The organism is Castellaniella sp. (assembly GCF_049671645.1).
Classification (GTDB): Bacteria; Pseudomonadota; Gammaproteobacteria; order Burkholderiales; family Burkholderiaceae_B; genus Castellaniella.
Genome location: NZ_JBATVG010000027.1, coordinates 62,509 through 84,867, shown reverse-complemented (window position 1 = coordinate 84,867; position 22,359 = coordinate 62,509). Strand labels below are relative to the sequence as shown.

At 64.5% G+C, this 22,359-nt stretch carries 20 protein-coding genes; 13 read left to right on the top strand and 7 right to left on the bottom strand.

Annotated elements, in window-relative coordinates:
* Positions 1 to 16 precede the first annotated feature (16 nt).
* Positions 17 to 2,167, top strand: a complete 2,151-nt coding sequence (ovoA, locus tag WBG56_RS14925) for a 5-histidylcysteine sulfoxide synthase (RefSeq protein WP_424269718.1) — start codon at positions 17 to 19, stop codon at positions 2,165 to 2,167.
* A 53-nt stretch (positions 2,168 to 2,220) separates the two neighbouring features.
* Here the strand turns inward: ovoA and WBG56_RS14920 are convergent, their stop codons facing one another.
* On the bottom strand, positions 2,221 to 5,073 hold the full coding sequence (locus WBG56_RS14920; protein ID WP_424269716.1) for a bifunctional diguanylate cyclase/phosphodiesterase: 2,853 nt from the start codon (positions 5,071 to 5,073) through the stop codon (positions 2,221 to 2,223).
* 306 nt (positions 5,074 to 5,379) lie between these two features.
* On the opposite strand from WBG56_RS14920, the gene WBG56_RS14915 reads away from it, so the two are divergent.
* On the top strand, positions 5,380 to 6,933 hold the full coding sequence (locus WBG56_RS14915; RefSeq protein ID WP_424269714.1) for an NCS1 family nucleobase:cation symporter-1: 1,554 nt from the start codon (positions 5,380 to 5,382) through the stop codon (positions 6,931 to 6,933).
* Between the two features lie 85 nt (positions 6,934 to 7,018).
* On the opposite strand, the gene WBG56_RS14910 is transcribed toward WBG56_RS14915, so the two are convergent.
* Positions 7,019 to 7,702 carry a GntR family transcriptional regulator gene (locus WBG56_RS14910; RefSeq protein ID WP_424269713.1) on the bottom strand — a complete coding sequence of 228 codons (684 nt, stop codon included), beginning with the start codon at positions 7,700 to 7,702 and terminating at the stop codon, positions 7,019 to 7,021.
* A gap of 120 nt (positions 7,703 to 7,822) precedes the next feature.
* Between WBG56_RS14910 and WBG56_RS14905 the strand changes: the two genes are divergently transcribed.
* The 5 genes from WBG56_RS14905 to WBG56_RS14885 all read left to right on the top strand — a co-directional run bounded on the left by WBG56_RS14905 (position 7,823) and on the right by WBG56_RS14885 (position 12,555).
* Entirely contained in the window at positions 7,823 to 8,545 is a 723-nt protein-coding gene (locus WBG56_RS14905) for an aspartate/glutamate racemase family protein (RefSeq protein WP_424269711.1), read from the top strand.
* Between the two features lie 75 nt (positions 8,546 to 8,620).
* Entirely contained in the window at positions 8,621 to 10,126 is a 1,506-nt protein-coding gene (locus WBG56_RS14900) for an NCS1 family nucleobase:cation symporter-1 (RefSeq protein ID WP_424269709.1), read from the top strand.
* Positions 10,127 to 10,290: 164 nt separating this feature from the next.
* The gene (locus WBG56_RS14895; protein WP_424269707.1) at positions 10,291 to 11,088 is read left to right on the top strand and encodes an amino acid ABC transporter substrate-binding protein; all 798 of its coding nucleotides are present in this window, start codon (positions 10,291 to 10,293) and stop codon (positions 11,086 to 11,088) included.
* A gap of 46 nt (positions 11,089 to 11,134) precedes the next feature.
* Positions 11,135 to 11,815 (top strand): amino acid ABC transporter permease, encoded by a 681-nt coding sequence (locus tag WBG56_RS14890; RefSeq protein ID WP_424269705.1) that lies wholly within the window; start codon positions 11,135 to 11,137, stop codon positions 11,813 to 11,815.
* Positions 11,812 to 12,555 (top strand): amino acid ABC transporter ATP-binding protein, encoded by a 744-nt coding sequence (locus WBG56_RS14885; RefSeq protein WP_424269703.1) that lies wholly within the window; start codon positions 11,812 to 11,814, stop codon positions 12,553 to 12,555. Before WBG56_RS14890 ends, WBG56_RS14885 begins: the two co-directional genes overlap by 4 nt.
* Before the next feature lie 79 nt (positions 12,556 to 12,634).
* On the opposite strand, the gene WBG56_RS14880 is transcribed toward WBG56_RS14885, so the two are convergent.
* Entirely contained in the window at positions 12,635 to 13,528 is an 894-nt protein-coding gene (locus WBG56_RS14880; protein ID WP_424269701.1) for a DMT family transporter, read from the bottom strand.
* Between the two features lie 115 nt (positions 13,529 to 13,643).
* Between WBG56_RS14880 and WBG56_RS14875 the strand changes: the two genes are divergently transcribed.
* A complete protein-coding gene (locus WBG56_RS14875; protein ID WP_424269699.1) occupies positions 13,644 to 15,116 on the top strand; it encodes a PLP-dependent aminotransferase family protein in 1,473 nt (490 codons plus the stop codon).
* The gene (locus tag WBG56_RS14870) at positions 15,113 to 15,895 is read left to right on the top strand and encodes a uracil-DNA glycosylase (RefSeq protein WP_424269697.1); all 783 of its coding nucleotides are present in this window, start codon (positions 15,113 to 15,115) and stop codon (positions 15,893 to 15,895) included. The genes WBG56_RS14875 and WBG56_RS14870 overlap by 4 nt, the downstream gene beginning before the upstream one ends.
* Here WBG56_RS14870 and WBG56_RS14865 read toward each other — a convergent pair.
* A complete protein-coding gene (locus tag WBG56_RS14865; protein ID WP_424269695.1) occupies positions 15,836 to 17,053 on the bottom strand; it encodes a GGDEF domain-containing protein in 1,218 nt (405 codons plus the stop codon). The two genes, WBG56_RS14870 and WBG56_RS14865, sit on opposite strands and share 60 nt — an antisense overlap.
* A 128-nt stretch (positions 17,054 to 17,181) precedes the next feature.
* On the opposite strand from WBG56_RS14865, the gene WBG56_RS14860 reads away from it, so the two are divergent.
* The 4 genes from WBG56_RS14860 (at position 17,182) to WBG56_RS14845 (ending at position 19,722) form a co-directional block, all read left to right on the top strand.
* Complete coding sequence (locus WBG56_RS14860; protein ID WP_424269693.1) at positions 17,182 to 18,039, top strand: EamA family transporter; 858 nt, start codon at positions 17,182 to 17,184, stop codon at positions 18,037 to 18,039.
* An 81-nt stretch (positions 18,040 to 18,120) separates the two neighbouring features.
* Complete coding sequence (locus WBG56_RS14855) at positions 18,121 to 18,834, top strand: AzlC family ABC transporter permease (RefSeq protein ID WP_424269691.1); 714 nt, start codon at positions 18,121 to 18,123, stop codon at positions 18,832 to 18,834.
* Positions 18,831 to 19,151: a branched-chain amino acid transporter permease gene (locus WBG56_RS14850; RefSeq protein WP_424269689.1), complete on the top strand. Its 321-nt coding sequence runs from the start codon at positions 18,831 to 18,833 to the stop codon at positions 19,149 to 19,151. The genes WBG56_RS14855 and WBG56_RS14850 overlap by 4 nt, the downstream gene beginning before the upstream one ends.
* An 88-nt stretch (positions 19,152 to 19,239) precedes the next feature.
* The gene (locus tag WBG56_RS14845; RefSeq protein WP_424269687.1) at positions 19,240 to 19,722 is read left to right on the top strand and encodes a YajQ family cyclic di-GMP-binding protein; all 483 of its coding nucleotides are present in this window, start codon (positions 19,240 to 19,242) and stop codon (positions 19,720 to 19,722) included.
* 27 nt (positions 19,723 to 19,749) lie between these two features.
* Here the strand turns inward: WBG56_RS14845 and WBG56_RS14840 are convergent, their stop codons facing one another.
* Genes WBG56_RS14840 through WBG56_RS14830 form a run of 3 tightly spaced genes read right to left on the bottom strand, consistent with a single transcriptional unit; the run spans position 19,750 to position 22,331 of the window.
* Positions 19,750 to 20,484, bottom strand: a complete 735-nt coding sequence (locus tag WBG56_RS14840; RefSeq protein ID WP_424269685.1) for an enoyl-CoA hydratase/isomerase family protein — start codon at positions 20,482 to 20,484, stop codon at positions 19,750 to 19,752.
* A 49-nt stretch (positions 20,485 to 20,533) separates the two neighbouring features.
* Positions 20,534 to 21,859, bottom strand: coding sequence for a TRAP transporter large permease (locus tag WBG56_RS14835; protein WP_424269683.1), 1,326 nt, complete (start codon positions 21,857 to 21,859; stop codon positions 20,534 to 20,536).
* Positions 21,852 to 22,331, bottom strand: a complete 480-nt coding sequence (locus WBG56_RS14830; RefSeq protein ID WP_424269681.1) for a TRAP transporter small permease subunit — start codon at positions 22,329 to 22,331, stop codon at positions 21,852 to 21,854. The genes WBG56_RS14835 and WBG56_RS14830 overlap by 8 nt, the downstream gene beginning before the upstream one ends.
* Positions 22,332 to 22,359 lie beyond the last annotated feature (28 nt).

Below are 22,359 nucleotides of genomic sequence, written 5' to 3'. Positions count from 1 at the left end.
TCGTCCGGATATCCTCATGCCTTCCTCCGCCACCCCGCTTTCTTCCGCCCCAGCCCCCCTGCAGTCGGCGCGATTCATGCGCACGCCGAATCTGGTCGAGCCGGACACCAACCGCTTGCGGGCATCGATCCGGCAGTATTTCCTGGAAACCTGCGATCGCTACGAGTCCCTGTTCCAGTGTCTGGCCGATGACGAGGCCTATTTCGTCAAGCCTATCGCGCTGCGCCACCCGCTGATCTTCTATTTCGGCCACACCGCCACGTTTTTCGTCAACAAGCTGCTGTTGACCCGCCTGATCGACCAACGCCTGGATCAACGCCTGGAGTCGATCTTCGCCGTCGGCGTGGATGAAATGAGCTGGGACGATCTGGACGAACACAACTACGCCTGGCCGACCATCGCCGAAGTCCGGGCCTACCGCCACAAAGTGCGCCGGCTGGTCTGCGACCTGATCGACCACGCGCCCCTGCAATCCCCCATCGACTGGCAGAACCCCTGGTGGGCCATCATCATGGGGATCGAACACGAACGCATCCATCTGGAAACCTCGTCCGTCCTGATCCGCCAGCACGCCCTGAAATACGTGCAGCCCGCCGCCGGCTGGGAACCCCAGCCCGATGCGGGCGATGCCGCGCCGGACAACGAGCCGGTTCGCGTGCCGGGCGGAACAGTCCAGATCGGCAAGGCGTTCTCGGACCCCCAATACGGCTGGGACAATGAATACGGCAGCCACAGCGCCGACGTCGAATCCTTCCAGGCCAGCCGCTACCTGGTCAGCAACCAGGAATTCCTGGCCTTCGTCGAGGCGGGCGGCTACCGCAACCACCGCGACTGGACGGAAGAAGGCCGCCAATGGCTGGCCTTCAGCGGAGCCGAACATCCGACGTTCTGGGTGAAAAAGACCCAGGGCTGGGCGCTGCGCCTGATGACCGGCGAAATCCCCATGCCCTGGTCCTGGCCGGTGGAGGTCAACTACCTGGAAGCCAAGGCCTTCTGCAACTGGAAGGCCGCCGAAACCGGCCAGCCGGTGCGCCTGCCCACCGAAGACGAATGGTATCGCCTGTACGATGCCGCCGGCCTGCGCGATCCCGACGACCAGGCCTGCGCCGCCAACCTGCATCTGGACCACGGGGCGTCGTCCTGCCCGGTCAACCGCTACGCCCACGGCGACTGGTTCGACGTGGTGGGCAACGTCTGGCAATGGACGGAAACCCCCACCTACCCGTTCAACGGCTTCGACGTCCACCCGATCTATGACGACTTCACCACGCCGACCTTCGACGGCCGGCACAATCTGATGAAAGGCGGGTCCTGGATCGCCTGCGGCAACGAGGCCGTGCGCGCCTCGCGTTATGCCTTCCGGCGGCATTTCTTCCAGCACGCCGGGTTCCGCTACGTGATTTCCCACGCCCCGGCGGAAGCCCCCGCCGCCTACTACGAAACCGACAAGCTGATGTCCGAATACGCCGAATTCCATTACGGCGACAGCTATTTCGGCGTGCAGAACTTCTCGCAGGCGCTGGCGCAACACGCCATCGCCGCCATGGCCGACCGCCCCCGGCGCCGCGCCCTGGACCTGGGCTGCGCCTCGGGGCGCGCGACCTTCGAGTTGGCCCGCGCCTTCGATCAGGTAACAGGGGTGGATTTTTCAGCCCGCTTCATCAACCAGGGCGTGCAGCTGATCCAATCCGGCCAGTTGCGCTACACCCTGGCCGACGAAGGCGAGCTGGTGTCCTACAAAGCCCGCAGCCTGGCCGATCTGGGTTTGCAGGATACGACCGGCAGGGTCGAGTTCTATCAGGGCGACGCCTGCAATCTGAAACCCCAGTTCACGCAATACGACCTGATTCTGGCCGCCAACCTGATCGACCGGCTGTACGACCCTGCCCGCTTCCTGGATCAGATCCACGAGCGCGTCGTCTCCGGCGGCCTGCTGGTGATCGCCTCGCCCTACACCTGGCTGGAAGAACACACGCCGCGTCAGGCCTGGATCGGCGGGTTCAAGAAGGACGCGGAAAACTACACCACACTGGACGGCCTGCAGGACCACCTGGGCGCCCATTTCCGCCTGGTGTCCGGCCCCACCGACGTGCCCTTCGTGATCCGCGAGACCCGGCGCAAGTTCCAGCACACGCTGTCGGAAATGACCATCTGGGAAAGGCGCTAGTCCCGGCGGCCTGATCCGCGCGCCCGCATCCCCGTCATGGATGCGGCGTCGCTTCAGGGCGCCGTCGGCGCCTGGCCATCCCGCACGAAAGCCGCAAAAGCGTCCGCCGTCAGCGGACGGCTGTAGTAATAGCCCTGGCCCTCTTCGCAGCCGTTGGCTTTCAGGAATTCCTGCTGCTCGGCGGTTTCCACGCCTTCGGCGATGGTGCGCAGCCCCAGGCTGCGCGAGAGCTGGATGATGGCCACGGCAATGGCCTGGTCTTCCGGATCGACATTGATGTCGCGGACAAAGGACTGGTCGATCTTCAGCTTGTGCAGCTTGAAGCGCTTCAGGTAGCTGAGCGACGAATATCCCGTGCCGAAATCGTCGATGGCGAACCGGACCCCGAAACGCGACAGTTCTTCCATGCGCTGCGCCGCCGCTTCGGGCGCCTTCATGGCCACGGCCTCCGTCAGTTCCAATTCCAGCAGGCCGGCCGGCACCCCGGTGTCGGTCAGGATCCGCTTGATCCGCCCCGGCAGGTCGGACTGGTTGAACTGCACGGCGGACAGATTCACGGCGATGCGCAGCATGGGCAGCCCTTGGTCCAGCCATTGGCGCAATTGCCGCATGGCGGTGCGCAATACCCATTCCCCGATGGGGATGATCAGACCGCTGGCCTCGGCGATGGGAATGAATTCCGAAGGCGGCACACGCCCCCATTGGGGGGATTCCCAGCGCAGCAGCGCCTCGGCGCCCAGGATGGCGCCGTCCTGGAGAGCCAGTTGCGGCTGGTAGACCAGGAATAGTTCCTGATTGGCCAAGGCCTGCTTGAGCGCATTGCCCAGCATCAGTTCGCGGCTGACGTGGGCCTGCATCTCGGGCGTGAACACCCCGACCCGGTGGCGCCCGTCGCTTTTCGCGCGGTACATGGCGGTTTCCGCGCTCTTGAGCAAAGCATCGAACTCCGCCGCATCGTCAGGGTAGAGCGCCACCCCGATGGTGACGGAGCTGAAGATGTCCTGATCCGCCAGCCGCAGCGGCAGCGCCACGGCTTGCAGCAGTGCCCGCGCCTGCGCCAACGCCCGCTGCCGGGTGGCCCCGGGCAGCACGGCGACGAAGTCATCCCCGGAATACCGGGATAACAGGGCCATGCTCGGCAACTGGGTTCGCAGGCGCTGCGCCATTTCCTGCAGCAGGGCGTCCCCGACATGATGGCCCAGGGAATCGTTGACGGCCTTGAAGTGATCCAGGTCCATCCACAGGGCGGCTAGGCGGCCGCCGCGATCCATGGCATCGCGGCACTGCTCGCGCAGCTGATTCCGATTGGGCAGGCCGGTGAGCTGATCGAATTGCGACAGCCGCCGGATGCGTTCGGCCGCCTGGCGCTTTTCCGTCACATCCTCGTTGTGGGCCAGATAATTGGTGACGGTCCCTTGGGCATTGCGAACCGGGTAGATCAACACGGACTCGACGTATTCCTGGCCGCTCTTGCTGAGATTGTGCCATTCGCCGCGCCATGCCTTGCCTTGCGCCAATTGCGACCACATGGCCCGGAACGTGGTGGCGGGCGTGCGTGCGGGTTTCAAGCGGCGCAGATTGCGCCCCAGGACCTCGGAGGCCGCATAGCCGCTGATGCGCGTGAACGCTTCATTGACGAACTCGACCCGCGCATGCCGATCGGTGATGATGATCGAGACGGGGCTTTGCACCACGGCGGTGGACAGCGTGCGCAAGGCCTGCTCGTTTTTCAGCCGGGCGGTGACGTCCCGCGACACCACCACGAACTGGGGCGCGTGCCCCCGCAGCATGGCCTTGCGTGCGACGGAAAGCTCGAATTCACGCGGCTTTCCATCGGGGTCATCCAGCGTGATGATCTGTCCCCGGGACTGTCCCTGCGCCGCGGCTTCCCGCAAAGCGCCCAGCACGATCCGGGCAGCCCTGGGCGACAGGACATCGCCCACGACGCGGCCCAGCAACTGATCCACGGGCGCGGAGAGATCCGACGGCCGGCTGGTATGGACCGACAGATAGCGGCCATCGATATCCATGTCGAAGACCAGATCCGGCATGGCATCCAGCGTCGCCCGCAATTTGTCCTGGGAATCCTGCAGCAAAGCATAGGGATGCCGCACCGCCTCGACGAAGGCGGCCCTGTAAAGAAAGGCGTAGGCGATGACCTTGTAGATATGGCCGAAAAGGATATAGACATCCGTCACCCCCGAATACAGGGTCAGGAAGAATTCCCCCTGCGCCATCACACAGGCCGCCACGAACAGGTCTCCGACGTTGTAATACCGCGGCTGGCGCATGCGCAGCCAGAACAGCAGCGCCGCGGCCAGATACAGCACAATGAGGCCGTACTCCGCGTACACCTTGAAGGCCGTCAGTCCCTGGCCGGGAATGAAGGCCCGGGGAATCCTGTCCGGCCATCGAAAATACAGCGCGGTGAGCCCCCCCACCAGCACCAGCACGCCGATCACCTGCAGCCACAAAGGGACACGAACCGCACGGCCTTTCCAGGCCAGGCCGGCAACCGCCAGCAGCCCCAACGCGCCGAGCAGGCGCGCCAGCAGCCAGAAGTAAATGGCCTTGTCCGAATCATTGGGCGTGATGAAATCCGGCATGCCCGGATAGGCCAGCAAATGCAGGAAATCCAGCAGGGCCACGCCCAGGAAGGTGCTGCCCAGCAAGAGCAGATTACCGGGCAGGGCTTCGTGGCGGCTGGCCCACAGCACCGCGAAAATCAACGACGCCACCATCACGGAGACGGCTTCGGCCAGATTGTGCAGCGGCAGATAGTGGGCGATCTGATGAAATGACGCAGGAAACGTCAGGCCGCTGACCAGGATCAGCAGCACCATCAGCACACTGACAGAACGGACGGCGCGACGCGCATCCGCCTGATAGCTAGGGTGTATCCACATATCCGCTATTCATGGGTCATGTATCAATGTACTGGGGAGCCTCGGTCGCTGACAAGCCACCGGTTTCCCGACATCCGGGGCGCCGGGCGACCACGATTGAACCACGGACGGACGGTCGAAGCCACACATCAGGGAAACTCCTAGGTCATGGATCGAATATTCAGTTTTATGATGCTTCGTATCGCAGATAACATATATCGTGAAATGTCAGATGGCATCTCAACAATGCCGAAGACGATAGAAGTGCTTGGCCCTACCGCCCAGGTCGGTGCAAGTAGCGCTCGACACCCGCCCCGGAGACTCCACATGGCAACCGCAAGTCAAAACCTGAACGGCGAGGCCGCCCCGCCCGCATCCTCGTCCGCGCCGCCGCACAGCGGCTCCTCCACTTGCTGGAGCCCCACGCTGAACGCAGACGTCTGCCGCGGCCTGTACAACGAAGACCTGGCCCCCGCCAAGGAACGCAACTGGGGGGCCTTCAGCATCTTCAACGTCTGGACCTCGGACGTGCACAGCCTGTGGGGCTATTACCTGGCCGCCAGCCTGTTCCTGCTATGCGGCAGCTTCGTCAATTTCCTGCTGGCCATCGGCCTGGGTTCCCTGGTCATCTTCGCCATCATGAACATGCTGGGTTATGCCGGCGTCAAGACCGGCGTGCCTTATCCCGTGCTGGCCCGGGCGTCGTTCGGCGTCTGGGGCGCCAATCTGCCGGCTCTGGTGAGGGCGGTGGTGGCCTGCTTCTGGTACGGCGCGCAGACCGCCGCCGCGTCCTGGGCGGTCGTCGCTCTGCTGACGCGCAACGAAACGCTGATGAACTTCCATCAGACGACGCATCTGTTCGGCCATTCCGGCCTGGAAGTGATCTGCTTCGTCGTGGTCTGGGCCCTGCAACTGCTGATCATCCAGAACGGCATGGAGACCGTGCGCAAATTCCAGGACTGGGCGGGCCCCGCCGTCTGGATCGCCATGCTGGTGCTGGCGGTGGGACTGGTGATCAAGGCGGGCGGGTTTTCCCTGGAACACGGCATCCCTCTGGATATTCTGCTGGAGAAAACCCGCGATGCGGGGGTCCCCGGCGAACCCGGTTCGTTGTCGGCCCTGATGGCCGTTGCCGCCACCTGGATCACCTACTTCGCCGCGCTATACCTGAACTTCTGCGACTTCGCCCGCTACGCGCCGAACAAAGCCGTGGTGCGCAAGGGCAATCTGTGGGGGCTGCCGGTCAACCTGATCCTGTTTTCGCTGGTAGCCGGCGTCACGACCATCGCCGCCTTCCAGGTCTATGGCGAAGTCCTGCTGCATCCCGAACAGATCTCCGCCAAATTCGACAGCTGGTTCCTGGCCTTGCTGGCCGCCCTGACGTTCGCCGTGGCGACGCTGGGCATCAACGTGGTCGCCAACTTCGTCTCTCCGGCCTTCGACATTTCCAACGCCTTTCCCCATAAGATCAGCTTCAAGGGCGGCGGCTACATCACCGCCGTGATCGCCCTGTGCCTGTACCCGTTTTCCCCGTGGGACGGCAATGCCGCGAATTTCGTGGGCGCCATCGGCGCCGTTATGGGGCCGCTGCTGGGCATCATCGTGGTGGACTACTACCTGATCGCCAAAGGCCGGATCGACGTCGCCGATCTATATCGGGAAAACGGCCGCTATCAGTTCCACAAAGGCTGGAACATCGCCGCCGTGATCGCCACGGTGGTCGGCGGCCTGTTCTCCAGCATCCTGCCCCACCTGACCAACTGGCTGCCTTCCTGGTGGGGCATTTACGGCTGGTTCTTCGGCGTCATCATCGGCGGGGCCATATACATGGTTCTGTGCCGCATCCCGGCCATGAAGCACCCCTACGCGCGCGCTGCCTGATTCTCACGGCGGTCGTGAAAACGGCGATGGCCCTTCAAGAGGGCCATCGCCGTTTTCGCGCGACCGGCACGCGCACGGCGCCGGATCAGGCCACCGCGAACTCCGGCAGGTCCACGCCCCACCAGCGCAAGGTGCCCGCCAGGTGCAGGCGAACCGCCTGCATGGCGGCCTCTTCCCGCCCCTGCAGGACGGCGTCCAGGATCCGCAGATGTTCGTCCATCGCCGGAATGATGCGTTCCGGCAGCAAGCGGCGCGAGAGCTGCAGCACAGTGATGCGATCATGATTGCTGGCATAGACGCGGGCCGCCAGCGGATTGCCCAGGGCATCGGCCAAGGCCAGGTGCAGTTTCCAGTCGACTTCCATGGCCTGGCGCTGCAGTTGGGGGGTAATGCCCTCTTCCGCCCGGATACGCACCACGGCGTGTTCTTCCCGCAGCGCCTGCAAGGCGTCTTTGTCCGGACAGGCGGACAGGACCCTGGCCCCCTCCTGGTCCATCATGCAGCGCAGATGGAAACAGGCCCGGATGGTATCCGGGGTCGGTTCGATGACCAACACCCCGCGCTTGGGCAGGATCTGCACCAGACCCACGGATTCCGCGTGTTTGACGGCTTCCCGCACAGGCGCCAGGGGATAGCCGGACCGTTCGACCAGTTCGGCGATCGACACCATCTGCCCCGCACGGACGTCTCCCCGCAACAACAACTGCTTGAATGCCAGGAAAGCCTGATCAGCCAGCAGCAGATCTCCGGTGTTTTTTCTTGGACTCATTACAGGGAAACCCCTAGGCCATGGATGGGACAATCGGTCTTATTATACGTTGTATCACAATTAACATATATCCTGAAATGTTAGTGTGAACCCCTATATGACTGATTCTGGAGTCAGGAAATGCGCATTCTCGTCGTCAACGTCAACACCACCCAGGCCATGACGGATTCCATCGTCGCCTCGGCACGGGCCGCTGCGGCTTCGGGCACGGAAATCGTCGGCTTGACGCCGACTTTCGGGGCGGAATCCTGCGAAGGCAACGTTGAAAGCTACCTGGCTGCGCTGGGGGTGCTGGACTGCGTGCTGAAGTACCCCGAACCCTTCGATGCCGTCATCCAGGCCGGATTCGGCGAGCACGGACGAGAAGCCCTGCAGGAAGCCCTGGACGTCCCCGTCGTGGACATCACCGAGGCGGCCGCCATCATGGCCGGCCTGCTGGGCCACAAATTCGGGGTGGTCACCACACTGGACCGCACCGTGCCCCTGATCGAAGACCGCCTGCTGCTTGCGGGCCTGGACCGTCGCTGCAGCGCCGTCATCGCCACTGGCCTGAGCGTCCTGGAACTGGAGCAGGACCATGCCCGGACCATCGCCACCATCATCGACAAAGCCAAACATATCGTCCGTGAACACGGCGTGGAAGTCATCTGCCTGGGCTGCGGCGGCATGGCCGGCCTGAACGAGGCCGTGGCGCAAGCGACCGGCGCTCCGGTCGTGGACGGGGTCGCATCCGCCGTCACGCTGGCCGAAGGCCTGATCCGGATGAAACTCAGCACATCGAAAGTCCGTACCTATGCCCCCGCCCGCCGGAAACAATTGCGCGGCTGGCCCCTGAGTTCCTGATTTTTCTTCAACAGACCGATCCGCCACCCTTTCCAGCCAGTCGCACGATGGCTCAATTCCTCTGAAGAGAAGCTCATGTCGTCACAGGAAACCTTTCACACGCCCTCCAACCAGGAGCTCGCCGCCCAGGATCCCACCGGCCGGCTGTACAACGAGGACCTCGCTCCCTCCCACCCGTCCCACCGCAAATGGAACGGCTACCAACTCTTTTCCCTGTGGATGAACGATGCCCACAACGCAGGGAACTACACGTGGGCGGCCGGCCTGTTCGTCGGCCTGGGCATGTCCGCCTTCGACATCACTCTGGGGATCTTCCTGGGCTCCCTGATCATTCTGGCCGGGTGCTGCCTGTCCGGCTTCATGGGCCAGGCCACCGGCACCCCATACCCGGTCATCAGCCGCATCACCTGGGGGATCTGGGGCGCCAACATCCCGGCCGTCGTGCGGGGCATCGTAGCCATCGCCTGGTACGGCGTGCAGACCTATCTGGCCTCCATCGCCCTGAACGCCCTGCTGTCCCGGGCCATCCCGGGCTTCCGGGAACTCAGCCTGGATACCTCCGCCAGCTTCCTGAACCTGTCCATCGGCGGCTGGATCTGCTTTCTGGCGCTCTCCATCATCCAGCTGGTGATCGTGCGCAGGGGCATGGAAGCCGTCCGCCACTTCCAGGGCCTGGCCGGCCCCGTGATCTGGATCGTCATGCTGGTCCTGATGTTCTACTTCCTGTCCAAGGCGAACTGGTCGTTCGACTGGTTCACGGGCCCCAATGGCACCAAGGTTTCGGGGGATGCGCAAACACGCAACATCCTGATCACCATGGCGCAGACCGTCGGGACGCTGGCGACCTTGATGCTGAATTTCTCGGACTTCGCCCGGTATTCCCCCGATCGGAAATCCATCGTGTCGGGCTGCGCCTGGGGCCTGCCGATCAACTGGACGGCCTTCGCCATCACGTCCGTGGTCACGACGGCCGCCGCCGCCCAGGTCCTGAACGCGGACATCAGCCAGATCAAGGACCCCGGCATCCTGCTGGAACACGTCGACAACTCCGTGATGTTCTATGTCTTCACGACTGCCTTCGTCTTCGCCACCATCGGCGTCAACATCGTCGCCAATTTCGTGTCGGCGGCCTTTGACATTTCCAACATCAACCCGCGCCGCATCAGCTTTCGCACGGGCGGCCTGATCACCGCCATCGTCTCGATCATCGTCACTCCCTGGAACTACTTCAACAATCCTGTGATCGTGGGCTATTTCCTGGGCAGCCTGGGCGCCCTGCTGGGCCCGTTCTTCGGCATCCTGGTCGTCGACTACTACCTGATCCGCAAGCAGAAATTCAGCATCCGGCACATGTACCTGCCGAAGCCGGAATCGATCTATTACTTCAACAAAGGGGTCAGCCGCTACGCCCTGTATGCCCTGATTCCATCCGCCATCGTGTCGCTCAGCGTGGCGCTGCTGCCGGCCTTCTCCGAGATCAAGGACTTCGGCTGGTTCATCGGCGCGCCGCTGGCCGGCATCCTCTATTACTTCCTGGCCAACAACCGGGTCGTGATCCTGCCTGCCGACGAGGTCAAATAACCCCTTGCCATATGCTTAAGGTTCGAAAAGCTTTGCAGCCGCCATTCGGTCTGGATAGAATTAAAACCCATAAGGAATGCCGTTGATATAACGGTACCGATTAAACCCCCGCCGCCCGGGCCTTCCCTTCCGGGCGGCGGGGTTTCTACTACCGAGGCCTGCTCATGAAAAAACTTTCCGCGCTCATTCTGGCTGCCGCCCTGCCCCTGCTGTCGATGGCGCCCGCCGCCCAGGCCGCGACCGACGATCTCGCCGCCATCCAGAAGGCCGGCGTCATCCGCATCGGCACCGAAGGCACCTACGCGCCGTTTTCCTTTCACAACCAGAAAGACAACACGCTGGTGGGCTTCGACGTGGACATCGGCCGCGCCATCGCCAAGCAACTGGGGGTCAAGGCGGAGTTCGTCGAGGGGAAATGGGACGGCCTGATCGCCGGACTGAACGTCAACCGCTACGACGTCGTCATCAACCAGGTCGGCATCACACCGGAACGTCAGTCCAAGTACGACTTTTCCAAGCCGTATATTTCATCGGCCGCCGCGCTGATCGTGCGTGACGACAACACCTCGATCAGCACGTTCCAGGACCTGAAAGGCAAGCGCTCGGCCAACACCATCACCAGCAATTTCGGCAAGCTGGCCCAGCACTACGGGGCTGAAGTCGTGCCGGTGCAGGGTTTCAACGACGCCATCGCGCTGCTGACCTCGGGACGGGTGGATGCCACCATCAACGACGAACTGTCCTTTCTGGACTTCAAGAAGCAGCAGCCCGCCGCCAAGGTCAAGGTCGTGGCCACGGATACCAGCGCGGAATTCAGCCAATCGGGCGTGCTGATGCGCAAGGACCAACCGGCCCTGAAAGCCGCCGTCGACAAGGCGCTGGACGCCATCCGCGCCGACGGCACCTACAAGACCATCTCGGAACGCTACTTCGGCACCGACCTGTCTTCCCGGGTGAAGTAAACCCGGTGGTCTATACTGCGACACGATCTGCAAGGAGTTCCCGACCGTGCCAGACTGGCTGCATCTGATGGCAAATTCCCTCTGGCCGCTATTGGTCGGGGGGATTCAATTCACAGTACCGCTGGCAATCCTGTCCTTCCTGGCGGGGTTGGCGCTGGCCTTTCTGGCGGCCATCGCGCGGCTGTTCGGGCCGGCGCCGCTGGTCGCCCTGGTGCGCTTCTATATCTGGCTGATCCGGGGCACGCCCCTGCTGGTGCAGCTGTTCGTGATTTTCTACGGCCTGCCCAGCATCGGTTTCGTCCTGGACCCGCTGCCCGCCGCCCTGATCGGTTTTTCGCTGAACGTCGGCGCCTACAACGCGGAAGTCATCCGGGGCGCCATCGAAGCCATCCCCCGCGGGCAGTGGGATGCCGCCTATTCCCTGAGCATGACCCGCGCGCAGGCGCTGCGGCGCACGATCCTGCCGCAAGCTGCCCGGGTGGCTGTGCCGCCGCTGGCCAATTCCTTCATCGCGCTGGTCAAGGACACGTCCCTGGCAGCCGTCATCACGGTGCCGGAAATCTTCCAGGCGGCGCAGCGCATCGCTTCCGTCACCTATGAACCGCTGATCCTGTACACGGAAGCCGCCCTGATCTATCTGGTGCTGTGCTCCTTCCTGTCTGCGGCCCAGACCCGGATGGAACGCCATTTCAGCCAACACGCCGTCTTTTCCGAGGGCCAGCGATGATCCAGCTGCAAGGCATCCGCAAATCCTTCGGGGGACACGACGTCCTGAAAACCGTCAGCGTCGCCATCCCCGAAGGCCAGGTCACGGCGCTGATCGGCCCGTCCGGCAGCGGCAAGAGCACGCTGCTGCGCTGCGTGAACCTGCTGGAAACCCCGGACGAAGGCACAGTGACCATCGGCGCGGAAACGGTGCGCTTCCAAGCCGGACAGCATCCCGACCGGCCCGCCGTGCAACGCATCCGCCAGCAGACCGGCATGGTGTTCCAGAACTTCCAGTTGTTCCCGCACCAGACGGCCATCCAGAACGTGATGGAAGGCCTGATCACCGTCAAGCGCTGGCCGCGTGACCGGGCCTACGCGCGCGCCTGCGAGCTGCTGGACAAGGTCGGCCTGCGCGACAAGGCCGACGCCTGGCCCGCCAGCCTGTCGGGCGGCCAACAGCAGCGCGTGGCGATTGCCCGCGCCCTGGCGCCCGAGCCGCGCGTGCTGCTGTGCGACGAACCGACATCCGCCCTGGACCCGGGCCTGGCTGCCGAAGTCGTGGCCGTGCTGGGCGCCCTGGCCCAGGAAGGCATGACCATGCTGATGGCCACCCACGATCTGCGGCTGGCCGCCCAGATCGCCCGCCAGACTGTGTTCCTGGAAGACGGCGCCATCGTCGAATCGGGGCCATCGCAGGAGCTGTTCCAGCATCCCCGGGACCCCAGGACGCAGCGTTTCGTGATCACGCTGCAAGGCTGAACGCGCGGCCCATGCGGCCGGCGAAACCTGGCGCTGACGGACCGAAGCGCCACCGGCCCGGCCCCGGGCACCCGTCGCCTCAGGAAGACACCCCCGGCGCAGGCGCCGGAGCAGCTGCCGTGTACTTCGCCCCCGCCACGCAGGCCACGACGAAGGCGGTGACCGCAATCATCGTCACCGTGACGGATTCGCCCAGAAGCCAGGCCGACAACAGCAGGCCCAGGAAGGGCTGCAGCAACTGCAACTGGCCCACGGCCGCAATGCCGCCCAGAGCCAGGCCCCGGTACCAGAAGATGAAACCGACCAGCATGCTGAAAACGGCGACATAGGCCAGGCCCAGCCAGGCTGACAGCGGCACCGACGCCGCATCGGCCGGCCACAGCGCCCCCATCAACGGCAGGCTGAAAGGCAACGACAAGACCAGCACCCAGCAAATGACCTGCCAGCCCCCCAGGCGGCGCGACAAACGGCCGCCTTCGGCATAGCCATAGCCGCAACTGAGAATCGCCCCCACCATCAGCGCGTCCGCCCCCAACGACCCGGACCCGTCCTGGCTGAAGGCAAAGCCGGCCACGGATGCAGCCCCCAGCACGGCAAACGCCCAGAAGGCGCGCGATGGGCGCTCGCCCCCCAGCCAGGTGCCGAAGATCGCGGTGGCCAGCGGCAGCAGCCCGATGAAGACCAGCGAATGCGCGGATGTGATGGTGCGCAGCGCCAGCGCCGTGCACAGGGGAAAGCCGACCACCACCCCCAGCGCCACCAATGCCAGCGTGCGCCATTCGGCGCGCGTGGGACGCCGGTTGCGTCCGGCCATGATCAGGGCCACGGCCAGCAAGCCGGCCAGCGCGGAGCGTCCCGCCGTGACGAACAAGGGGTCCAGCCCCAGCACGGCCACCCGCGTGGCCGGCAGGGAGCCGCTGAAAATCGCCACGCCGATCGCGCCGTTGATCCATCCTCGTGTGCTTGCCTGCATGAAATATCCCGCTTTGTCGATACTGATGATCCGGCATCCACTATGCGGGCAGCGCCTTGTCCGGGCCAGATACAGTCTGGTACAGTGAGACGAAACTGTACTGGTCTCACCCACTATGACTGCCGCCATCACCGCGCCCGCCGCCAAGGTCGGCCGTACCACCCACGTCATGCAATACGTGCACCAGCGCATCGCGGCCCGCGAATGGCAACCCGGCACGCGCCTGCCGTCCTTGCGGTCCATGGCCCGCCACCAGGGGGTCTCCAAATCCACCGTCGTCGAGGCCTATGAACGGCTGGTGGCCAATGGCACGATCCGCCCCCAGGCCGGGTCGGGATTCTACGTCGCCGGCCCGCTGGCCCCTCTGTCACTGGCGGAAATCGGCCCGCGGCTGGACCGTCAGATCGACCCGCTCTGGGTCGCCCGGCAGTCGCTGGACATGGGCGCCCAGGCGCTGAAACCCGGCTGCGGCTGGCTGCCCGCCGACTGGATGCCGACCGAGGCCATCCGCAACGCCTTGCGGCACGCCGCGCGGGAACCCGCCACCCTGCTGACGGACTACGCAGCCGCGCTCGGTCTTCCGGCGCTGCGGACGGCCATTGCGCAGCAACTGTCGCAACGCGGCCAGCCGGTGGACCCCCGACAGATCCTGGTGACGGATTCCGGCACCCAGGCCATCGACTTGCTGTGCCGCTTCCTGATCCGTCCGGGCGACACCGTCCTGGTCGACGACCCCTGCTATTACAACTTCCTGGCCCTGCTGCGCGCCCACCAGGCCCATATCGTCAGCGTTCCCTATCAGCCCGATGGCCCGGACATGGACCGCTTTCACCAGGCGCTGGCCCGGCACAGGCCCCGGCTGTACATCAGCAATTCCGGCCTGCACAATCCGACCGGCGCCAGCCTGTCCCACCACAAGGCGCGGCAGATCCTGGATCTGGCCCGGGCCCACGACCTGATCCTGGTGGAAGACGACATTTTCAGCGCCTTCGAACCGGCGCCCTCCGCCCACCTGGCCAGCCTGGACGGGCTGAACCGGGTGATCCAGGTCGGCAGTTTTTCCAAGACCCTGTCGGCCAGCCTGCGCTGCGGTTATCTGGCGGTGCGCGCGGACTGGGTCGACGCCCTGGCCGATCTGCGCACGGCAACGACATTTTCCGGCGCGTGGCTGACCCAATCCATCGTCAGCCATGTGATCCAGGACCCTGCCTGGCCCCGCCACATCGGCCTGCTGCGCCAGCGTCTGGCCCAGGCCATGAGCCGCGCCGTGCCCTTGCTGCGGCAACTGGGGCTGGAGCCCTGGCACGTGCCGCCGGGCGGCATGTTCCTGTGGTGCCGCTTGCCGGGCGCCCTGGACAGCACCCGACTGGCCTCGCTGGGTCTGCAACAGGGCCTGGTCCTGGCGCCCGGCAACGTCTTCAGCCTATCCCGCGCCGCCACCGCCATGCTGCGATTCAACGTGTCGCAGATGGATGACCCCCGGCTGCCCGGCCTGCTGACGACCCTGATGGATCAGGCTGGACACATGGCGCATACTGCCGGCATTGCCGAATCCTCTCCTTTCATGCCATTGCCACACCGATCATGACCGATCCGCATTCTTCCGAAGTTCTCAACGCATTCACGGGGTCTTTGCACGCGCAGCTCGAAGCCTTGCCGCCTGCCTGGCGCGCCGCGCTGGAGGCTCCCCACCTGCAGGGCGTTTTATCCCGGCTGGACGCCATGCTGTCCGAACGGCAGGCGGCCGGCGCACAGATCTTCCCCCTGCGGCCGTTTCGCGCCCTGATCGAAATCCCTCCCGAGGCCGTGCAGGTGGTCATCGTCGGCCAGGATCCCTATCATGGCCCCAACCAGGCCCAGGGTCTGGCTTTTTCCGTGCCGGATTTCTGTCCCACGCCCCCCAGCCTGCGCAATATGTTCAAGGAACTGGCGCGGGAATACGGCGACCCGGCCCAGCCGCCGCGCAACAGTCTGGTGCGCTGGGCGCGACAAGGGGCGCTGCTGCTGAACACGTCCTTGACCGTGGAGGCGCACCAACCCGCATCCCACGCCAAGAAAGGCTGGGAGCACATCACGGATGCCCTGATCATGCGGGTGCTGCGCGAGCCGCGCCCCAAGGTCCTGCTGCTGTGGGGCTCGCATGCCCAGGCCCGCCGTCAATTGCTGGAATTACAGGCCCCCGCCGGCCCCGTCCAGGTGTTGATGGCCAATCACCCGTCGCCTTTGTCGGCCCTGCGCCCGCCACGCCCGTTCATCGGCTGCGGTCATTTCCGGCAAGCCAATGAATGGCTGCAGTCCCAAGGGGAATCAGGCATCGACTGGATGCTCGCCAAAGCGCCCCAGGCTGCCGCGGGATACGGCGGCTGAGGGCGCGGATCCTGATTCCGCCACCGGCCACAGGCGGATGCAATCGCGCCCGGCCGTCTTGGCCGCATACAGGGCCTGATCGGCCCGCGCCAACAGGCGGTCCAGATCGTAGCCGACGGGGCGCGAACAGGCGACCCCGACGCTGACCGTCAGGCGGCACGGCAGGACGCCGGCCTGCGCGGACAACTGGCGGCGCAGACGGGCCGCCAGATCCTGCGCCCCCAGCGGCCCCAGGTTGGCGGCCACGACGACGAACTCCTCGCCGCCCAGGCGGGCATGCAGGGCATGGGCGCCCGCCGCCTGCTGCAGGACCCGGGCGAAGCACACCAGCACACGATCGCCGGTTTCATGGCCGAAGCGGTCATTGACCTGCTTGAACCAATCCAGATCGCACATCAGCACGGCCACGTCGGCGCCCGATTCGCGGGCCTGCGCCAGCAGGGCCTTGCCCCGTTCAAACAAGGCTCTGCGATTGGGCAGGCCGGTCAGGGCGTCGTGCAAAGCGGCATGGCGGTAATCCTGCTCGGCACGCGCCCGCACCATCATCAGGATGCTGAAGGACAGGCTGATCGCGAAAAAAAGACCTTCGAACATGACGAGCGCGAAATCCGGCCAGTTCTGCCACACAACCTGCTTTGCGGGGGCCGGGGGAATCCGGTACACGTAGAACAGGCCATGGATCGTGAGGAACGCCATCAAAGGCGACACGGCCCCCGGGTGCCGCCGCCATTCCGACCAGAGTTCCGCCATCGCCGCGCCGATATAGCCCAGGCACAGGATCGAATAGGTCGCCACGCGCAAATCGGCATCGGCCATGAACCGAGGCCACTGCCCCATCAGCAACCACACGACGGCTCCGGCCACCAGCCAGTGCCAGGACACCGGCCGCCCGGCGAAGACCCGCGCGCTGATCCACAGACAGGCATGGCCGGTGATCATCAGCATATTGGTGACGATGATGGAAAACGCCAGCAGGTCCGCGTATTCACGCGTCACGCCCAGCAAGAACCCCAGGCAGGCCAGCCACATCCCGGTTGCCGCCCATAACAGCGTCCGGTCGCGCTGCACCTGGAACGCGGCCAGGAACGTCAAGCCGCCGACCAGGAACAGGACGAAGGCTTCGACCACCAGCATGGTACGCGGATCAAGATTCACCATCAGAGGCTTGCCTTTTCAAGGATCGCAGGCAAGTCACGACAAAGCGTCACACGCCGACATTCACAATCTGTATCAAGTTCAAGTCACTATGATATAGGGCTTGATGACATCCCAGCCACCTTTCGCTCATGAACATCGACTTTGACCTGGTCTATGCCGCCGTCCTGGCCGGCGCCCTGATGCACGCGGTCTGGAACGCCCTGGTCAAGGGCAGCGCCGATACCTGGCTGAGCGCCATCAACATCACCGTCTGGTCCGGCATCCTGGCCGCCGGGCTGCTGCCCTGGCTGCCGCAGCCCGAGGCCGCCAGCTGGCCCTTCATTCTAGTGTCGCTGGTGTTGCAGGTCAGCTATATGCGGCTGGTGGCCCGCGTCTACAAGGTGACCGACATGAGCGTCGGCTACCCCATCATGCGCGGCACCGCGCCGCTGCTGGTCGCCATGGTATCGGTGCTGATCCTGCGGGAAGACCTGGGCGTCTGGGCGCTGGGCGGCATCCTGGCGATCTGCGCCGGCATCCTGTGCATCGGCCTGCCCGCGCGCCGCCGGACGCAGCAGGCCGCGGGGACGGGCGGATTGAGGCTGGCCCTTCTGACCGCCGCCGTCATTGCCGCCTACACCCTGGTGGATGGCACCGGTGTGCGGCTCTCCCAGGCCCCTGCCGCCTATACCCTGTGGATTTTCCTCACCCAGGGGCTGGTCATGCTGGCCCTGGGCCTGTCCGCGCGCGGCCCCGGTCTGCTGCGCGAGCTGTCGGGCCGCTGGGGGCCCGGCCTGCTGGGCGGAGCGGGATCGCTGATCTCGTACGGCACCGCGCTGTGGGCCATGACCCTGGCGCCCATCCCCGTCGTGGCCGCGCTGCGGGAAACATCCATCCTGTTCGGCATGCTGATTTCGGGACTGGTGCTGCATGAAAGACTGACGCGCCAGCGGCTGCTGGGGGCAGGCATCCTCGTGCTGGGCGCCGCGCTGCTGCGCCTGGGCTAGGCGGGTCCTCGGGCGCCGCCCCCAATCCGTATAATGGCCGGACCCGCGCGACGGCGCAGGCCGCCACGATCCACATCCCTCATGCCACAGCCTTCGACACCCGCTCCACTCTCCATTCCCAGCCTGACCGCGCCGGTGGCCATGGGCTACATCCCGCTGGGCGCGGTTTTCGGATTCCTGTTCGTCCAGGCGGGCGGCAGCGCCTGGCTGGCCATCGCGTCCAGCCTGCTGATCTACGCGGGCGCTGCGCAATTCATGATGGTGCCCATGCTGGCGGCAGGCCTGCCCATCGGCGCCATCGCCCTGGCCACTCTGGTGCTGAACCTGCGCCACGTGTTCTACGGACTGTCCCTGCTGAACCACATGCCGGCCCCCCGCTGGCAACGGTGGTACAGCATTTTCGCCCTGACGGACGAAAGCTATTCCGTACTGACCGCCCTGCCCGCCCAGGCCCGCTCCCGACGCATGGCGCTGGTCTGCGCCCTGAATCAGGGATGGTGGGTCCTGGGAACGGTGCTGGGGGTCGTGCTGGGCGCCCAGGTCCAGATCGGCCTGACCGGGCTGGATTTCGTGCTGGCCGCCCTGTTCGCCGTCCTGGCCGTCGAACAATGGCGGGCGCGGCGCGACCTGCTGCCCATCTGGATCGCCCTGGCTGCCTACGCTCTGGCGCTGCTGGTGCTGCCCGCGCAGGCGCTGGCGCTGGCCATCGCCCTGAGCCTCGCGGCGTCAGCCCTGCGGCCCGCCCGACAACCCAACACCCCCAGCGCCACCCCGCAACGACCGGATGCCTCATGACCGACACCAGCTATGTCCTGACCGTCATCGGCGCAATGGCCGCCCTCACCCTGGGTCTGCGGGCGCTGCCCTTCATCGGCGGGCACTGGCTGCGCCGCCATCCGCTGGTGCATAAACTGGGCGATACCCTGCCCCTGTCCATCATGGTGCTGCTGCTGGTCGATACGGTGGCGGGCCAGGCGCGCAACAACCCCTACGGCCCCTGGCAGGAACTGATCGCGGTGGCGCTCGTCGTGCTGCTGCAATGGCGCACCCGGCAGACGCTGCTGAGCATCGTCGCCGGGACGGCTGCCTACATGGTGCTGCGGACGCTATAGACCCGGACTGCCGGACGCCTGATCCCACCGGAGCCGGCCGGGCATCCTCTACAATCGAGGTATCGCTTTCCAGCCTCAGGATGTCACCATGCCCAGTTTTGACGTTGTTTCCGAAGTCGACAAACACGAACTGACCAATGCCGTCGATCAGGCCAGCCGCGAACTGGCGACCCGATTCGACTTCAAGGGCACGGACGCCCGTTTCGAACTGGACGGCTACGTGATCAACCAATCCGCCCCCAGCGCGTTCCAACTGGGCCAGATGCTGGACATCCTGCGCGGGCGCCTGTCGGCGCGCAGCATCGACGTGCGCTGCCTTGACGTGGCCGATCCGCTGGAAAACCTGGGCGGCGCCCGCCAGAAAGTCACGGTCCGCCAGGGCATCGAACAAGCCACGGCCAAAAAGCTGATCGCCGCCATCAAGCAGGCCAAACTGAAGGTCGAGACCCAGATCAACGGCGACAAGCTGCGCGTCTCCGGCAAGAAACGCGACGACCTGCAAGAGGTCATCGCCCTGCTGCGCAAGACCGACGTGGAACTCCCGCTGCAGTACCAGAACTTCCGGGACTGAAACGCAACGCAGGCTGCGGTTGCCAGGTCAGGATTTCCCGGCCAGGGCGGCCAGGCGCAGCGCCAGGGCATCCGACCGCAGCGAGGCTTCGTAGTGCGCCCGCAGTCCGGCCTCGTCCCAGCGACCCGCCGCGACCTGCAACAGGTCGGCCTTCATCGTCCCGAGGACCGTCGGCTCGCAAGCGCGGATGCCTTCCACATAGCGTTCGACCGCGCTCGCCAGGTCCCGACGATCCACCAGTTCGTGCAAAAACCCGATCCGCAGCATTTCCTGATCCTGGATGGCCTGGGCCGTCAAAAACAGTTTCTTTGCCGCTGCCAGGCCCAACACGGCCACGTAGCGACGGATGCCGCCCGGATAGTAATGCAGCCCGATCCGCGACGCCGGCATCAGAAACCGGCTACCGGCGACACCGATACGAAAATCGCAACACAGCGCAAGGTCGGTCGCCCCACCGTACACGCTGCCATTCAATGCACAGATCGTGGGCAGCGGAAAGACCTCCAATGCATCCAGCATGTCTTCAAAACGGCTGTCCAGCTGGTCACGGATCGCCCCCAGGGTATAGCCGGAACTGAAGGTCTTCTCGCCCGACCCGGTCACGACCAGCGCACGGATTCCCTCCCGACCGGCCACTTCGCGCAGATGGCTGCTGATCACGCTACAGTCATCCGGCGCAATACGATTATGTTGCGACACCCGACACAGCGTCAGTGTCGCCACATCCCCATCGAATGTCAGCACCGGGGCTTGATCCTGCATGATGTGCGCTCCTTGTCCAATACGGGTGCAATCGGAATTCACCCGCCAGTCACACCCCAGGTCCCATCAAGAGATCCGGCAGCCAAGTGACGATTCCGGGAAAAACCACCAGTGTGACGATGAATGCCAGCATGATGGCGACAAAAGGCAGAACGCCCAACATGATGTCGCGCAAAGCCACCTGAGGCGCCACCCCCTGGATGACAAACAGGTTCAATCCCAGCGGGGGGTGAATCAAGCCGATTTCCAGATTGATGGTCATCATGATCGAGAACCAGACCAGATCGATATTGCTTTGCGTCAGCACCGGCAGGATGACCGGCATGCTCATCAGGATGACCGACACGGGCGGAAGGAAGAACCCGGCAACCAGCAGAAAGACATTCAGCAGCAGAATCAGCTGCCAGTCGCTGAGCCCCCAGCCAAAAACCCATTCCGCCAAACTTTGCGTGATGTAGAGATAGGACATCATGTAGGCGTACACGGCAGCCCCGGCCACGATCATGAGGATCATGCAGGACTCGCGCACCGTGTCGCGCATCATGGGCCAAATATCCCGCATCCGGTAGGCACGGTACAGGAACATGACCAAGGCCAACGCCATGAAGGCGGCCACGGCGGCGACCTCGGACGGGGTCGCGAAGCCGGTGTACATGAATACCGTCACCGCCACGATGATGGCGAGAAAGGGCAGTGATTTGATCGAACCCCGCAGTTTCTCGCCGAAGGAATAGGCTTCCAGCATCGACTTGTCGCCCTGGCCGATGCGGTCGTAGCGGACGCTGGCCAGCCAGGCATACACCGCAAACAATACGACCAGGATGATGCCCGGCACCACGCCCGCCAGGAACAGGCGGGCGATCGAAGTATGCGTCACGATGCCATACACGATGAGCGTCAGTGACGGAGGGATCAGAATCCCCAGCGTGCCGCCCGCCGCGATGGAACCCGTCGCCAATCGCGCCGGCACCTTGCGATCGATCATTTCCGGAATGCCGATCTTGCCGATGGCCGCGGCGGTGGCCGGGCTGGAGCCGCACATGGCCGCGAACAGGCCGCACCCCAGGATATTGGCGATCACCAGCCCGCCCGGCACGCGAACCAGCCAGCGATGCAGGGATTCATACAAGTCCTTACCGGCACGCGACGCCCCGATGGTGCAACCCAGCAGCACGAACAAAGGGATAGTCAGCAAGGCGAAGCTGGACAGTTCGCCGACGAAGACATTGGACAGCGTCGCCAGGGCGCTGCCATCGCCGAAGATCGCCAGGAATGCGATGGAGATGAAGACCAGCCCAAAACCAATGGGGATGCCGGAAAACAGAACCAGAAACGTCGCGACAAACAGCAGAAAACCAATTTGCAGTTCAGACATTGTCGATCTCCTGCCGCCGCTCTCCGAAAACCCGCACGATCTCCAGAACATACTGGAAGGCAGTGAGCAACATGCCAATGGCGACCGTCGAGTATTTGGGCCACACCAGCGGCTGCCAAATACCCAGGGCGCGCTCGCCGGTCAGGTACGCATGAATCGTCATTTCCAGGCCGGCGTAGCCCAGATAGAAACATACCCCGCAGGCCAGGACCCTGGGCAGCAATGCCATCCAATGCGCTGACGATCCCGACAACAGACTGTCCAGAAGGTCCATCTTGACGTGCCCCCCCGTAGTCAGCGTATAGGGCGAGGCCAGGAAAGTCGCGCTGATCATCAATTCGATCGCGGTTTCCAGCTCCCATGAGCTTTGCAGACCGATGCCGCGCTTGAACACCATCCAGGTAATGATGATGGTCGCGGCAACCAGCAAGATGGCGGCCAGTATCGCCAGGGCCACATTGACCCTAGCCATGCATTTTTCCAAGGTGAGCACAGAACCC